The following is a 16,339-nucleotide window of genomic DNA, read 5'->3' as shown; positions in this document are numbered from 1 at the left end:
TGCAAGCTGGGTGCGGGACGCACCGCTCGCACGTCCGATCCAGCGCGCCATGGGCATCCGGCCCATGGCGACTTTATTTCAAGCGCTACGCTCAAAACGTCGGCGTAAAGCGCAGACCAAACCAATAGGTGGTGGGCACCGAATAACTGTCCTTGAGCAGGTTCTGCCCTGGGCCCGTCACGCTGGTGATGCGGCTGTGGGTGATGTTGCTGACCTGGCCGATCAAGCTGAGCTGCTTGCTGATGGCATAGGTGGCGGTGAAATCCAGCTGCGAGCGCGGCGACCAGTACAGATCCTGCCAATCGATATTGCTGACGATGGACCGCAAGGCCTTGCCCTGCCGGTTGTAGGCCGCACGCAGCTCCAACCCGCCGGTGTTGTAGAACAGCGTGGCGTTGGCGGTGTAGTCCGGTTGGCCAACCAGGTTGTCGAGCTTGCGTTCGCGCTGAGTGACATTGCTGCCGCTGCCGACGCTGTACGGCACGTCCAGGCTGCCATCGAGCACGGCGAGGTTCGCGCTGAAGCCCACACCGCTGAGCCACGGCGCGATCGGCGCCAAGGTGTTGACGATGCCGTTGAGTTCCACGCCGCGAATGCGCGCCTTGGCGGCATTGGCCGGCGTACTGATCAAGGCATTGGCATAGGTGGTGCCGTCGAAGCTGAAGCTGTCGGTGCGCGAGAGCGTAAAGATCTCGTCCTGGATACGCTTGTCGAACACGGCAGCGGAGGCGAACGCATCGAAATCGCCAGGCAGGCGCCATTCCAGCGACAGATCCAGGTTATTGGACACGCGCGGTTTGATGTCCGGGTTGCCGATGGTGACGGTGACGCCCTGCGCATTCGGGTTGCCGGCGTCGGTGGTGTTGACGAAGCCGATCGAGGTGCGCGCCGCGTACGCATCGTATGGCGGGCGGCCGAGCGTGCGGCTGGCACCAGCGCGCAGGTCCAGCGCGTCGGTCAGATGGTAGGTCATGATGGCCGACGGCAGCAGATAGTCGTAATCGGCACTGGTCGGATTGTCGACGTAGACGTAGCGATTGGTCGCGGTATCCAGCTGACGCTGGCGGCCCACCGTGTCCAGCTTGGTGCTATCGAAATGCACACCGGCCTGCACGTTGAGCCGATCGCTGCGATAGCTCACCAGCCCATAGCTGCCGAAGGTCTTTTCGGTATGGGTGAAGTTGTCCTGGTTGCTGAAGGCCTGCTGGTCGGTGCTGTTGAATGCGCTCAGCGGTGTTGCTGCCAGTACGCGGTTGGCCTTGTCCGGATCGATGGTGATCAGGTTCAAGCCGGCGTAACGCATCGGCGCCCTGCCGGTGCCGGCCACGTCGGCCAGGCCGAAGGCCGGCGCGCTGGTGTTGGGCTGATACTCGACACGATAGATGTCGTAGGACGGCTTGTCGGTGGTGTACGCCACGCCCGCCGCAAAGCCAATGCCCTGATCGCTTTCGCCCTGATTGAAGCCGTAATCGAGCCGTCCGGTGAGAATACGGTCGGCCGCAGTGCGTTTGTAGTCCGGCCGCCAGTACGACAGGCTGTAGTTATCCAGGTTGTTATACGCCTGCGGCGACACACCGAAGCGCTGATCGAACCCGGAGGTGTCGTAGTTGAACGCATAGTTGGGCGTGGCATTGAGGGTCACGCCACTGCCGGTCTGGCCCACCGGCACCGCTGCGGCGCGGGTAATGCCGGTGGCGTATTTGATCATGCGGATCGGCTCGTCGTAGGTCGCATTCGACCACGCCCCGCGCGCGGAAAACTGTTGCCGATCGGTCGGCCGCCAGATCGTACCCAGCTGCGCGACCTTGGTGCGCGTGGTGACGATCTGGTTGGAATATCCCACTTCGATATCGCCACCGGGATACCTGCCGGAGGTGGCGGTCTGGTTGAACACCTGATTGCGGTTGCGCGGGTCGATGATGACCTCGTTGCGCTCCATGTTGTCCTTGAAATAGTAGTAGCCGGCCATGGCATACGCTTCGAGCGCCGCACTGGGCCGCATTTCGAACTTGCCGGTGACGCCATAGCGGTCGCGCTGATTCTGCACGTACCAGTACTTGTCCTGCTGCGGCACCGCCCAGCCATTACCGAGATTGGCGCCGGTCTGCAGCACGCCGTTGTTGTCGTAGAACCCGTAATGCACCGTGTCGGTGGTCATATGGGTTTCGGTGTAGCTGCTCAGCGTCTGGTAGTTGGCCGACAGGGTGAAACCGTATTGCTGTTCGCTACCGAAGGTGCGGCTGCCGGTGGCATTCAAGCGATAGCCCGGGTCGTCCTGGTCGCGCGGCTTGCCGACATCGTTGGCGTGGCCCAGCGCCGCTTCGGCACTGAAGAACGGCTTGCCGCCGTTTTCGAATGCACTGCGCGTCTTGAGATTGATCGCACCGCCGGTGGCGTTGGGGTCCAGATCCGGCGTAAACGTCTTGACCACCTGCAACTCGCTGACCATCGAGGCCGGCAACAGATCCAACCGCACGCCGCGGGTGATCGAGCCGAGCGTGCCGTTGGGCGTGCCGGGCGAGGCGATGGTCAAGCCATCGATGGTGACGTTGTTGTACGACGGACCCAGGCCGCGCAACACCGGCGTGGCCGCTTCGTCGCGCGGGTGCTCGTTGTCGGTCGCCGGCAATACGGATAAACCCGGCACGCGGCGCAGCGCTTCGACGATGGTGCTGTCCGGCAGTGCGCGCACGTCGGTGGCACTGATGACATCGGTAATGTTGGTCGCTGCGCGCTTGCTCTCCACCGCCGCCGCATTGGCACGCCGCACGCCGGTGACCTGCATGGCATCGAGGGTTTGCACGCCGGTGTTGGTGGCCGCGCGCGGTGCGTCGGTGTTGGCTATTTCACCTGAGGACGCGACGGAGTCGGTACCCACCGCGTCGCCCGGTGCCGCGATAGCGCCTGCGGGATTTGCAGGTAACGCAGACGACGATGGAACAGTGCGCTGCGCGCTAGCAGAAGCCGCGTTGGTCTGCGCCTGCAACGCTGGGGAACATGCCGCGATGGCGACGGCCAGAACGGATAAGTGAAAACGGTACGAATCGGAGCGCTGCATGGAATCTCGAGATCGCGCAGCAAGGGCGCCACGCCGGTGAGAAAGCAGGCCACCTTAGCCAGTAGAAATGACCCTTGCGTGTCGCTTGCATCGCACCCAAAAGACAATGCGAAGCGATGTCGCGACATGCGAAGAGGGTAGCCGACGCTTGGCAAAGATCTGCCGCGTCAAGTTTCAAAAACGCCATCCCTTCCGTCAGGAGAGCGAACGTGTATGCCAGCAGCGATCGACGCCGGGACTGAACATCCAACAGCAGCCATCAAAAACGGCTGTATTGCCCGCCAGGCGGGCGTGGCCGGTGCTCGGTGCGGCATCGCCCACGCGTACGCTGCGGTTCTTCAGCGCCGTCCGCACCCACCTGGCGACTGCTCGCTCCGTTGTGTGAGCCGCTCTCAATCCTGTTCCGAGAGATTGAGTGAGCGACTTGGTCGATGGAGCCAAGCGCAGCCTCAAGGTCGGCCCGCTGGTCTTCAATGACGGATCGCAGCACGGCGAGAGCGGCATCAGGCTCACTTGGAAAGTCGCGCCGCATTTCTGCGGCGCATTTCCGCCTCGTTTCAGGACGGACGTCGGATGGCTAGCCGGCGAACGACTGCCGGTGGTCGCGGACGAAGTCGTCGAAGGTGCGCGGCGGCGTCCCGGTGAGCCGCTCGATCTCGAACGTGGGGTCGATGTCGTGATGGCCTGCCACCACGTCCGCGAATTGCACAGTCAGCCCCTTGGCCATCCATGACGAGTTGCCCGTCGCACGCATCAGCACACGGAACACCGGCGTCGGCAGATCCAGATAACGCACCTTGCGCCCGGTGCCCTTCGACAGACGCGCCGCGGCCGTCTTCATATCGAAGGTCTCCGGGCCGGTGAGGAAATAGGTCGCCCCTGCATGCGTCTGCTGGGTCAGCACCGCAGCGGCCACGCACGCGATGTCGCGTGTATCGATCCAGGACACGCTCCCACTGCCGGCCGCCAACGGGAACACGCCTTTGGCGATCGGATCCTTGAACCACAGGAAATTCTGCATGTAAGCGGTGGGCTTGAGGATCGTCCAGCCGATACCCGACCCACGCAGGTGGTGATCGATCAAGGCATGGGATTTCGCCCACGGCACCGGTGACCGCACGTTGCAATCGGATGCCGACACTTTCACGATCCGACCGATCCCGGCACGCTTGGCCGCATCGATGGCAGCGATTTCCTGGTCGACCTGCCGGGGCGTGGGCGGCGTGATGAGAAACATCGTGTCGCAGCCCTGCATCGCGCCGGACAGCGTTTCGGGCGTATCGAAGTCGCCCAGCACGGCGTGCATGCCCTGCTTGTGCAGATTGTCCACCTGCGCCTGCGTGCGGCACATCGCGCGGAACGCCGCACCTGCGTCATGCAAGCGCCTGCACAGTTCGCCGCCGATACCGCCTGTCGCTCCTGATACGAGAATCATGATTGCATTACTCCTGCGGTCTGACGATGGAAGTGGGAGCGCCGGACGCATCGTCCAGCCACGCGGAGATGACGGCGCTCATGTCCTCGAGCGTGCGGATGGCCTCGCGGATGCGATCGATGCCGATGCGCTCGGCGATCGCCTGGTCGAGTGGGGCTACGGCGTTCTCGGCGCCGTTCACTGCCTCGATGCCGGCCTGGGTGAGGGCAACGAGCTTGGCGCGGCGGTGATGGGGATTCGGCTGGAATTCGACCATCCCGTGCGCGGCAAGCACATCGACGATGCGCTGCACCGCCTGCCGGGTAAGGCCCATGTTGCGGGCGATCGAGGCCGCAGGAAGCGGCGCGGGCGCATACCGTAACGCCGCCAATACCTGCCACCACGCACTGGTGAGCCCAAGATGGGCAACCAATTCGTTGCCAGCACCGATCAATCGGCCGTTGGTCGCAAATACCGCCAGCGCCAGCTCACGTACCGGCACCTCCATCGCCTGCATACGACAACCCCTTTTCAAGTTGACAACATGCTGTCAACTTGGAGGTGAGCGATGCGTGATCGGGTGGTTGCAAGCCGCCAGCGGGGCATCGCGGGATGGCCTCGGCATTGGCCGACACTCAACACCGGGTGCACTTATTAACGAGGTCGATCTGCCCGTTTCCTGGAGAGATACCAGGACAGCCTTTTGCGGGGTGCCGGGTTGCCGGGTTGCCCGCGTCAGTCATCGTGTCTGCGGAATGGTTTGCGCGACCTTCTACCCGCCCCAACCCTCCCGAGCGAGCTGCGTGACGGCTGCTCGCGCACAGCTGCATCGCGTGCATCGGTAACGGTGACGTCGGGAGTCCACGGTTCCGCTTTCGGGCATCTTCCCCGCACATGAGAAGGCAGGCCATCGACCGTTGCAGCCACGCCGTCCTGTCGCCTGCGGAAGAGATCGGGGTCAGGGCATGGGCATAAATCACGGGGCAATGCAGGACGCCAGGCATCGCAGCCGCCCGCATCGATTGCCTCATCCGCTCCCGCGGAGCGTGCCGCCTACCCATCACCATGCTACGTGGCAGCACGAGCAGCGCCCCGGTCATCGCCCTTTCCCCGGAGGGAGAAGGGCTAATGTTTCTCAGCGCGAAAGGCCAATGCCCTCCTACGGCTGCACCACCGTGATCGTCGCCGGGGTGGTGCGGCCTACGCCACGCAGCTCGGGGCGATACATGTCTTCCACCAGCGACGGCGGCACGGTGTAGGTGCCCGGCGTCACCGCGCGCACCAGGTAATACACCTGCGCCTTGCTGCCCGACGACAGCGCCAGCGCGGCCACATAGCGGTCGTCGCGGAACTCTTCATGCTTGACGTCGGCGGCGCTGGAGCGCTCGCTGACGCCGATACCGTCCACCACCACATCGGCCCATTGCTTGGCATCGCCGAGATTGAAATTCTCGATTTCCAGGCCGGCCGGCAACAGATCGGTGAGCAACGCATCGGGCATCGATTCGTTGGCGGTGATGGTGACGCGCACGATCAGCGCCTCGCCTTCCTTCAGTGCACGCGGCGTCCACGGCTTGCCGTCGGTGGTGTACCAGCTGCGCTCCACGCTGAGGTGGCGCGTGTCTGCTTCCGGTGCAGTGCGCGGGATGCCGGCCACTTCCAGACTGGCATACATCGGCGCTTCGCCTTGCGGCGCGAACTGCACGCCGCGGGCCAGCGCCGCACTGTCGAAGCTGCGTCCGAACACGCGGGCCGGTGCGATCTGCTGCACCTCGTCGCCGACGGTCAAACTGCCCGAGACCTGCTTGCCCTGCCCCACCATCAACGCCTTGCCCAGCCGCGCCAGCGCAATCTGCTCCTGCGTGCTCAGCCACAACACTCCGCCGGCGCGGCGTGCATCCAGTGCCTGCCCCAGGGCCACCACACGGGTGTCGTACTCGGGCTTGGACAAACCGCGTTCGTGCAGCAACGCCATCATCAAGGCATCGTCGCGCACCACGCTGCCGTAATCGCTCAGATAGCGCGGACGCTCGGCGCTGTCCTTGGCAAACCCGGCCCTGATCGCCGCGTCGCCGCGCTTGGTGTCGCCCTGCAGCGACAACGCCGCGCCCAGATGCACCAGCGACAGGCCGGTCAACGCCTTGTCGCGCTGGTTGTCGTACAACGCACGCAGCGTGCCCAGCGGGGCACGGTTGACGCGTGCCAGCACGTAACCCGACCACGCCTGGTTGGCGAACTTCAGGTTGTCGCGACGGTCCTGCCCATAGAACTCGTTGCCGCCGGAGAGCAGATCTTCGCTCAGGCGATTGAGTGCCTTCTGCAGCACGTTATCGGGCACCGCAAAGCCGGCGTCCTTGGCGTCGAGCAGGAACTCGGCGATATAGGGGGTCAGGCCCGGATTGACGTAGCCATCGTCGCCCCACATCGAAAAATGCCCGCTGGCGATCTGCATCGACGCCAGGCGGCCGAACGCGCCTTCCATGCGCTCGCGGCGCGTGGCCGCATCCAGCCCCTTGGTGCCCAGCGCCTTGGCGGTGGCCTCGTCGAGCAACAGCGCCGCATACCCCTTGCTGGTGGTCTGCTCGGCGCAGCCGTACGGGTAATCCAGCGCGCCCTGCATGGCGCTGGCGAACGGAATCGGCGGCAGCGGGCTGACCAGCATGCGCGCAGTCACCGAGCCGGCCATCAGGCCGTCGGCAAAACTGCTGTCCAGCGTCACCGGCGCCAGCGGATCGAGCACGCGGGTCTGCGTGCGCAACACCTGCGGCCACCCGGCACGCACCGGCAGCTCGTAGTTGCGGTCGGCCCTGAAGCCATTGCCGTCCACACGCACGCGCACCTTGGCCACGCTATAACCTTCGGTGGCCGTCAGCGGGAAGCTCAGCGTCTGCTTGGCATCCACGCCCAGCTTGATGCTGCGCGCCGCCTCGGCAATGGCCAGCGGGCCGATGCCGTCCACGCGCACGTTGAACTCGCCCGGCTTGCCGGTGAAGTTCTGCACGTCCAGCGTCACCGTGCTGCGGTCGCCCGGCGCCATCACGCGCGGCATGCTGGCTTCGGCCAGGATCGGCGCACGCACGATGGTTTCCATATCGCGGTTGCCGTAGCGCGTGTCCGAATACACCAGCGCCGACACCCGCAAGGTGCCATTGAAATCCGGCACCGGCAGTTGCACGCGCGCATTACCCTTGGCATCGAGCGTCACCGACCCGGAGAACAGGTCCACGGTCTGCACGCGGGCGGTCGGGCGTTTGGCCTGCGGCAGCGCTTCCAGCGCCATGTCGCCGCCGAACTTGAGCTTGCCGCTGGCGCCTTCGAAACTTTCGATCACGCGGCCATAAATGTCATAGGCATCGGTGCCCAGGCGCCGTTGCGCGAAGAACTGCGCGTTGGCATCGGGCACCGGGAAACGGGTGATGTTGAGGATGCCCACGTCCACCGCCGAGATGGTGACATGCGCCGCCTTGCCCGCCAGCTCCGGCACGCTCACCGTCACCGGCAACGATTGTTCGGGACGCATCTGCTTGGGCGCGGACAAGCCCACCGCCACGCGCCGTGCCTTGCGATCCATCGGCACATGCGCCACGCCCACCGCACGCGCGGGGGTGATCTTGCTCGGCGCGGTACCGCCACGGAACACCAGCGCGGTGACGTACACGTCATGGCGCTCCCAGGCTTCTGTCACCGGAATTTCGAACGTGCTGCCCGGCTTGACGTCGATATCCTGCACGTACAGCAGCTTGTCGCTTTCCACCAGCAACACGCCCTTGCCGGCGTGCGGCGGGGTCAGCGTGACCTTGAGCGTGTCGCCGGCGCGGTAGCCGGTCTTGTCCAGCGCCAGCTTGACCTTGTCCGGGCGCGCATCCAGGCCGCGGTTTTCGTCGTTCCAGCTCCAGCCGGCACGGAACGGGTAACGCGTGGTCAGCCCGGTGGCCGGGTCGAACACGTCCAGGCGGTACTCGCCCCACTCCACCGGAAAATCGAGCTTGGCATTGGCGCTGCCCAAATCGAGCGTGCGGGTGTCCTTGTTCTCGAAGCGGCGGGTGAAGTCGTAGTCCCAATGGTCGTCGGTGTAGTTCCAGTGGTAGTCGCGCAGCTCGCGCACCAGGGTGGCCTTCAGGCCCTTGGCCGGCTGCGGTTTGCCATCGGCATCCACGCGGGTGAGTTCGAAGCGCGCATTGCCATTGGCATCGGCGCCGTCTTCGTCGTCGAACAACGGGCGCACGCCGACCAGCGCCTTGGCCGGCCACAGCACGCGCTTGACGGTGCGGGTCACCGTGCGCCCGCCGGTTTCGTAGACGCTGCCGGAGACCACTGCCGCGATCGTGCTGACCGGCTTGGCTTCGGCCGGCAGCGCGATGTCTTCGCGCAGGATGCCGTCGCTGCCGAACTCGGTATCGATCACGTCCTTGGCTTCGCGCGGCAGCTCCAGGGTGGGGTCGCCGAAGAACCAGCCCGGCAACGACTCCAGCGGATGCTGCTCGACGCTGACCGCGAGTTTGGCGGTGAAGCGGTTGCCATCGGCCGGTGCGCCGTACAGATACGCGGCAGTGGCGACCAGCTTGAACGGCTGGCCGGCACTCAAGGTCTTTTGCGCGGCATCCAGGTCCAGCTTCATGCGCTCGGGCAGAAACTCTTCCACGCGCACGGTCATGCCCTGCACGGCATCCTTGCTGGCCGGGTCGGTGCGGAACTCCACCTGCCAGCGGCCGGTCGCGGCATCGGCAGGAATCTGCTGGGTGAATTCGAAGTAGCCCTGCTCGCCCGGCTGCAGTTTGGTTTCGCGGAAGGTCTTGCCGTCCGGCTGCTTGAGGCGCAGGAAGACCGGTTGCGGCTTGGTAGGCTTGCCATCGTTGTCGCGCAGGATCGCCGACACACGCATGGTTTCGCCGGGGCGATACAGATCGCGGCCGGCCCAGGCGAACACGTCGAACCACGCACTCTGACGCCCGGCCACCGCGAATTCGCTCAGATCCAGCGCCGGTTGATTGAACGGCAGCAACGAGACATCGGTCTTGCTGCGCGCCACCAGCACGTGGCCGGCATCGAGCGTGTAGTTGAGCAGCGCATTGCCGTTACCGTCGGTGGCGCCCTTGAGGAACAGCTCGCCCTTGGCATCGAGGATGCGCACTTCCACATTCTTGATCGGCTCGCCGCTCTGCAGCGAGGCTGTGTGTACGAACAACTTGTCCTTGTAGGCGCGCGTGTGCAGGCCGATATCGCTGACGGTGAAGAACGCCGTCTCTTGTTCGTTCTCGAAGCTGCCGGCGCGCTTCATCACCGCAAAGTACAGGCCAGGCTCCTGCAGCTCCTTGATGTCCTGCGTCGGCAGGTAGGTCAGCACGCGCTCGTTCTGCTTGCCGCCCAGGATGAACCGGTTGACGTACACCGGCTCGGCCAGCCTGGACAGCGGTTGCTTGTCGTTATATTCGCTCTCAAGCTCCCAGCTGCCACGACGGCCGCCGCGCTGGAACTGCTGGAAGAACGCCGGCAGCGACTTCTCGCGCACGCGCAGAAATTCCACGTCCACTTCCGGCACGTTGACCGACACCACCGGCAGGCCGCGGCTTTCGCGTGCCGGCAACACGCTGCCCTGCGAAGCGAACCCGACCACCGGCTTGAGTTCGCCGGTGTAGACCTTCTGCTTGAGCGGCTTGCCCAGGCGGCTGCCATCGGCGGCCAGCAGATTGGCGTCGATCAGCACCGTGTAGTCCTTGGCGGCTTCCACGTACGGGTAGCGCAACGTCTTGCCGTCATCGGACAGCGACCAGCTGCTGTCGCCGGTACCGACCTTTTCTTCGAAGCGCACCAGCGCATCGAAATCCTGCGTGCCCACCAGCGGACGCGAGAATTCCAGCGCCAGCGACAGGCCGTCGCCGGTCTGGTCGGGATAGGCGCGCGCGAGCGCAAACCCGGTAATCGCCTGCTTGTCGGCCTTGATCGCCTCGCCGCTGGCGGTGGGCAGCTGCCCGCTTTCGTTGCGTTTGCAAGCCACCCCGCCGATCGCCACGGTCAGCAGTACCACCCAAAGCAGCATGCGCCGCGCGCCAAACCACTTCATCCCTGATTGCTGCCTGTCCATTCGCGCTACCCCATGACTGAGGCGGCCAGTATAGCGATGTGCTTCACGCCGCCGATGTCGGATGTGTGGTCGGTCGTGGACTTGCCGATGGGCGGTGATCGTGTGCAGCGGTAGACGCATGGCGACGGTAACGGTGCGCCCGACTGGCGATCAGCGCAGTGGTGTACTCAGTCCGCTTATAGCGACCAGTCAAACCACTTCACGCCATCGCTTAGAGGGCCGCTGGGCTACGACTGGGCTGCAGGGCCCTTGCCCGCCTACCATCGCGGGACACGCTGCAAGTACGTCCTTGTAAGCTCTTACGCGGCATCCATGCCGCGTAAGGTCCCGCGATGGTAGGCGGGCAAGGACCAATACAGATGGTCGGTGTGCATGGTGCAAGCAATGCATGACATGAGTTACCTGGATCACCGCGTGGACAATCAGCCCCATATCGCAACGAAATCCACGACAGCGTTTAAAAGGCAGCCGGCTCACTGTCTGGCGCGGTGTCCTCACCGATTGCGGGACCGTGTGGCGGCATGGATGCCGCCACCGAGCCTCCATTGACGGATGTACGGCGTGTCCCGCGAGCGGTGAGGGCATCGCGCCTTCGACCAACCAGGCGTTTGACTGCATCCCAAAAGTGCAGCCAACAAAACCACTGCGCTCACCGTCAGGCAGGCGCTAACTCCGTTGGTTCGCTGCTCTTAAGAGCAGCGAGCAAAACGTAATGAGCAGTCGTCAGGCAGGTATGGACGGCGCACTCAGAACCGGAATGCACACGTGGTACATGCCGCACCGAGTAACTGCCACGCCCGCCTGGCGGCTGCAAAGTGGTTTTGTTGGCTGCTCTCAGTGCAACTGCAACACCGTGCGCATGTATAGGTCGATCAACGCCGGCTTGTCCGCACGCAGACAGGCCTGCACGTTCGGCGTGCCCGGCACCTCGCGCGTATCGCCTTGCGCATCGATATCCAGATGCAGCGGCGTGGTCGGGCACAGTTCGGGGCGCAGCAACCAGGCCACCGGCACGGCATCGAACAAGGTCGGCGTTGCGCTCGCCCAGGGCTGGTCGGTGTTGCGCCATTGGTAGTAGAGCTGGGTGAGCGCGTCGGTCAGGCCATCGCCGTGCGCAAACAGCGCGATACGCTCGGGTTCTTCCAGGGTGATCTGGGTGGCATCCAGCGGCAGCAGGACGATTGGCACACCGGCCGCGAACACGCGCTGCGCGGCCGCCACATCGGACACGATGTTGTACTCGGCGGCCGGCGCGCTGGCCGGGCGATACGCGGACTTACCGTAGCCCACCCGCACCGACCCGCCCATCGCCACGATGCGCTTGAGCTTGGCAAAGCCCGCCGGGTCGCGTTGCTGCGCCAGTGCGGCATCGGTCATGGGGCCCAGCACCAGCAAGGTCACCTCACCCGGGTGGCGCTGCGCCTGCTGCAGGATCATCGTCGCCGCATCGGGCAAGCCGCTCGGCAGCTGCCCTTTCGCAGCCCAGCGCGCCTGACTGAAGGCGATCGTGCTGGTGGTGCGCTTGCCCATCGCCAACGGGATGTCGCTGCGCCCGGCCTGCTGCAACAAACGCTGCAACAGCTGTACACGCAGCGTGGTATCCCCCCACGCCGATGCAATGCCCAGCACCTGCACCTGTGGGCGACGCAACAGCAGTGCCAGCGCGAACGCATCGTCGATGTCGTCGCCGATATCGGTGGACACCACCACCATGTCGGCAGGCGCAGCTGCGCTCTGCACCGCCGCCGCGGGCGCCTGCGCCCACGCGGCGGCGCAGAGGCACCACATCGCCAGCATGCTCCAGGTGCGTTGCCATCTGTGTTGCATCTGTTCTCTCCTCCCGCAAAAAAAAAACCGCCGGCATGCTGGCCGGCGGTTCGCGTTCTACCGTACAACGGTGCCGATCAGAAGTTGGCGCGGAACTGGGCGCCAACGATGCGCGGGTCGTTGATGAAGCCGGTGAGGTTGTTGAAATCGATCGCACCGGTCACGCGGATCTGGTTGGTGCAGTTGCGGCAGAACACCGACAGCTCGTACGCACCGGCGCCCCAGTTGTAACCAATCTTGGCGCCGCCTTCGACCAGCGGCTGGCCGGTGAATTCCTTGGAGTCGTACAGGAAGAAATTCACTTCGCTGCGGTAGGACCAGTCGGTGTAGAAGAACAGCTCGCCATCGTTGCCCATCGGGATGCCGTAACGCAGCGTGGCGTTGGCCATCCACTTGGACGCCTGCGGCAGATCGTTACCGTCGATCAGCGCGCGGCCGGCCGCATTGAGCGGGTCGGTCACGGTGCAGGTGCGGCACACGCCCACCGACAGGTTCGGGTCGTCGATACGGGTCCAGTTGTAGGCGCCACCGGCGGTGACGCGCAGGTTCTGGGTGAGCAGCGCTTCGAAATCGAACTCGGCGCCGCGTGCCTTGGTCTTGTCGGCGTTGAGCAGACGCACATCGTTGGAGGCGCCGCCCACCGCGGTGAGCTGCTGGTTCTTGACCCGGAAATCGTAGATGTCAAAGCTCAGACGCGCGCGGTTGTCGAACAGATCCGACTTGACGCCGATCTCGAACGAATCCACCGTCTCCGGCTCGGCCACGGTCAGCGGCGCTGTGCCCGAGGGCACGCCGAAGCTGGCGCCGCGGAAGCCACGTGCGGCACGTGCATACACGTTGACGTCGTCGTTGATGGAGAACGTCGCCGCCAGGTCGCCGGTGACCTTGGAGTTGTCGGTCTCGCCGCTGGATGGCTCGACCAGCGTGACGCGATCCAGCGCCAGCACGTCGAAGGTCTTCTTGTCATAGGTGTAGCGGATACCGGCGCGCAGGTTCAGGCGATCGGTGGCCGCATAGTTCAACGAACCGAATGCCGCCCATGAGGTATTGCGCTGGCGGGTGAGCTGGTAGCTGGCCAGATCGCCGCCGCTGAAGGTGTTGTAGGTGTAGTTTTCGCCCTCCACATCGTCGTGGAAGTAGTACAGGCCGGCCTGCCAGTTGAGCGGGCCTTCGTACTGCGATTCGGCACGCAGTTCCTGGCTGTACTGGTCCAGGCTCTTGATGCCGCCGGCGGTTTCCACCGGGAACGGAATCGCGCCCGGGCCGGACGGCGGTGCGAACACCGCGCCGAAGCCGCCGTCGATGTCGCCACGGCTGTAGTACTTGCCGATGCCTTCATAGGCGGTGATCGAGTGCAGCGCGATATCGCCCAGGTCCCAGGTCAGATTGGCGCTGCCGCCATAGGTCTGCAGTTCCTGGGTGTTGGCGCCGTCGATGAAGGATTTTTCGGCGTCGAAGCCATCCACCAGCTGGTTGGTGCCGGGCTGGATGATATTGGCGCGGAACAGGCGCGCGGTGCCGTCCAGATGGCGCGCGTGCGCGTTGAACAATGCGCTGAAATCGTCGCTGGCCTGGTACAGCAACTGCAGGCGCACCGCCGAGTCGGTATAGCCTTCCAGATCGCGGCCGTCGCGGTTCTCCACCCAGTCGTCGCGGCGCTGGCCCAGGGTGGACAGACGCGCCGCCCAATGCTCGCCCATCGCGATGCTCAGGCCGCTTTCCAGCGTCATGGTGCCGTAGGTGCCATAGGACAGGCTGGCGTAGCCGTCGTTGGAGCCGATGGTCGGCTTGACCGAGTTGAACTTGACCACGCCGGCCGGCGTATTGCGGCCGAACAAGGTGCCCTGCGGGCCGCGCAGCACTTCCAGGCCTTCCAGATCGAAGATCGGGAAGCCCTTCAGGAAGGCGTTTTCCTGTACCACGTCGTCATAGATCAACGACACCGGCTGCGAGGCGTAGGTATTGAAGTCGGTGTTGCCGTAGCCGCGGATATACACGCGCGGGAACACACGGCCGTTGGACGATTCGATGTTCAGGCTCGGCGCCTTACCGGCCAGCACGCGGATGTCCGAGCCGCTGGTGGAAATGGCGTCCAGAAATTCCGGGCGCAACACGCTGGCAGACACCGGCACATCCTTGGAGTCTTCCGAGCGACGCTCGACCGTAACCTTGACCGCATCCAGACGCACGACACCGTCGTCGCCAGAGGCCTGCTGCGCAGCAGCGTGGAACGGAAGAAGCGAAACGACGGCAACGGCAAGCGCGCTGATCTTGAGCGACCGGCTGGCTGACATGGGAAGACTCCGAATTCGGTTGGCGGAGCGGCCTGATTTCCATGCCGCGTTGCAACAGAATTAACACGAATTACACAAATATGGCAGAGCGCGTGCGAAAAAGTTTTCTAAATTCGCAAGAGCGTTCTAATTAATGCAACAGAGGCGTGCAATTTGGGCGCTGGAGCGTTGCGTGTCTCAGCAGGCAGTGCTCAGCAAATCGGGCGCAGCAACAGGCTTGGCTGCACTGGACCCGGCGATGGCATAGGTCGCGGCGCATGCGCGAGCCCCAGGAAGCCCCATACGACGACTGCCCCCAATACCGATTGACGAGCGCGTAGACAAGCCGCAATGGACCGCCGGCAGGTTTTTAAAGCGGCGTGGATGCGCCCACTCCGCCCGCTACCGGAGACATCCACCCACGTGCATCCGTGTTCCGTTCACTCGACGTTGGCAACATCACCAGGCACGCGCACCCAACCTTCCATCAGCACGCGCGCACTGCGGCTCATCAGCGCCTTGGTCACCTGCCACTGCCCGTCCACCAGCGTCGCCTCCGCACCGACACGCAAGGTGCCGGACGGATGGCCGAAACGCACCGCCGAGCGCGTCGCGCCGCCTGCGGCCAGATTGACCAGGGTGCCGGGCACCGCCGCTGCGGTCCCGATGGCGACGGCGGCGGTACCCATCATCGCGTGGTGCAACTTGCCCATCGACATCGCACGCACCAGCAGATCGATCTCGCCAGCAAGCACCGGCTTGCCGCTGGAGGCGGTGTAGTCGGCCGGCGGCGCAACGAAGGCGACCTTGGGGGTGTGCTGGCGCGTGGCGGCGTCGTCGATGTTGGCAATCAACCCCATCCGCACCGCGCCATGTGCGCGCAGTGTTTCGAACATGGCCAGCGCACGCGGATCGCCATTGATTGCGTCCTGCAATTCGGTGCCGGTGTAACCCAGGTCATGCGCGTTGACAAAAATGGTCGGGATGCCGGCATTGATCAGCGTGGCGGCGATCGTGCCCAGGCCGGGAATCTCCAGCTGATCGATCAGCTTGCCGGTGGGAAACATCGCGCCGCCCTCGCCCTCGGCCGCATCGGCGGGGTCGAGAAATTCCAGCTGCACTTCGGCAGCGGGAAAGGTCACCCCATCCAGCTCGAAGTCGCCGGTTTCCTGCACCTGTCCGTCGCTCATCGGCACGTGCGCCACGATGGTCTTGCCGATATTGGCCTGCCAGATCCGCACCGTCGCCACACCATCGTGCGGCACCCGCGCCGCATCGACCAGGCCATTGGCGATCGCAAACGGCCCCACCGCCGCCGACAGGTTGCCGCAGTTGCCGCTCCAATCCACGAACGCACTGTCGATGGACACCTGCCCGAACAGATAGTCCACATCATGCCCGTCGCGCGTACTGGCAGAGACGATCACGCTCTTGCTGGTACTGGACGTGGCCCCGCCCATGCCATCGATCTGCTTGGCATACGGATCGGGGCTGCCGATCACCCGCAGCAACAACGCATCGCGCGCCGGCCCCGGCTGTTGTGCGGCAACCGGCAGATCCTGCAGGCGGAAAAACACACCCTTGCTGGTGCCACCGCGCAGGTAGGTGGCGGGGATGCGGAGTTGGGGGAGATAGATCATGGGAGGGCCGGGATTGGGGATTGGAGAATGGGGATTGGGTGGCAG

At 64.6% G+C, this 16,339-nt stretch carries 7 protein-coding genes and 2 other RNA genes; 1 reads left to right on the top strand and 8 read right to left on the bottom strand.

All coding sequences use genetic code 11. From position 1 onward, the window contains the following. Positions 1 to 91 precede the first annotated feature (91 nt). The gene (locus ACCQ06_RS06310; RefSeq protein ID WP_316691323.1) at positions 92 to 3,058 is read right to left on the bottom strand and encodes a TonB-dependent receptor; all 2,967 of its coding nucleotides are present in this window, start codon (positions 3,056 to 3,058) and stop codon (positions 92 to 94) included. Positions 3,059 to 3,371: 313 nt separating this feature from the next. Between ACCQ06_RS06310 and ACCQ06_RS06305 the strand changes: the two genes are divergently transcribed. Continuing rightward, positions 3,372 to 3,446: non-coding RNA, sX9 sRNA (locus ACCQ06_RS06305), on the top strand. 189 nt (positions 3,447 to 3,635) lie between these two features. Here ACCQ06_RS06305 and ACCQ06_RS06300 read toward each other — a convergent pair. The 7 genes from ACCQ06_RS06300 to prpF all read right to left on the bottom strand — a co-directional run bounded on the left by ACCQ06_RS06300 (position 3,636) and on the right by prpF (position 16,294). Beyond that, positions 3,636 to 4,493, bottom strand: coding sequence for an SDR family oxidoreductase (locus tag ACCQ06_RS06300; RefSeq protein ID WP_104617465.1), 858 nt, complete (start codon positions 4,491 to 4,493; stop codon positions 3,636 to 3,638). 7 nt (positions 4,494 to 4,500) lie between these two features. After that, entirely contained in the window at positions 4,501 to 4,989 is a 489-nt protein-coding gene (locus ACCQ06_RS06295; protein ID WP_104617464.1) for a MarR family winged helix-turn-helix transcriptional regulator, read from the bottom strand. Between the two features lie 642 nt (positions 4,990 to 5,631). Beyond that, a complete protein-coding gene (locus ACCQ06_RS06290) occupies positions 5,632 to 10,554 on the bottom strand; it encodes an alpha-2-macroglobulin family protein (protein WP_372365281.1) in 4,923 nt (1,640 codons plus the stop codon). A 697-nt stretch (positions 10,555 to 11,251) separates the two neighbouring features. Continuing rightward, positions 11,252 to 11,328: non-coding RNA, sX9 sRNA (locus ACCQ06_RS06285), on the bottom strand. 60 nt (positions 11,329 to 11,388) lie between these two features. After that, on the bottom strand, positions 11,389 to 12,381 hold the full coding sequence (locus tag ACCQ06_RS06280; protein WP_316691320.1) for a nucleoside hydrolase: 993 nt from the start codon (positions 12,379 to 12,381) through the stop codon (positions 11,389 to 11,391). A gap of 77 nt (positions 12,382 to 12,458) precedes the next feature. Then, complete coding sequence (locus tag ACCQ06_RS06275) at positions 12,459 to 14,675, bottom strand: TonB-dependent receptor (protein WP_228324333.1); 2,217 nt, start codon at positions 14,673 to 14,675, stop codon at positions 12,459 to 12,461. A 419-nt stretch (positions 14,676 to 15,094) separates the two neighbouring features. Continuing rightward, positions 15,095 to 16,294: a 2-methylaconitate cis-trans isomerase PrpF gene (prpF, locus tag ACCQ06_RS06270; RefSeq protein ID WP_104617103.1), complete on the bottom strand. Its 1,200-nt coding sequence runs from the start codon at positions 16,292 to 16,294 to the stop codon at positions 15,095 to 15,097. Between the last annotated feature and the right edge of the window lie 45 nt (positions 16,295 to 16,339).

This window comes from Xanthomonas sp. NCPPB 4467 (assembly GCF_041475665.2).
GTDB classification, from domain to species: domain Bacteria; phylum Pseudomonadota; class Gammaproteobacteria; order Xanthomonadales; family Xanthomonadaceae; genus Xanthomonas; species Xanthomonas dyei.
The sequence above is the reverse complement of the archived record's forward strand: the minus strand, read 5'-3'. Positions and strand labels throughout refer to the sequence as shown.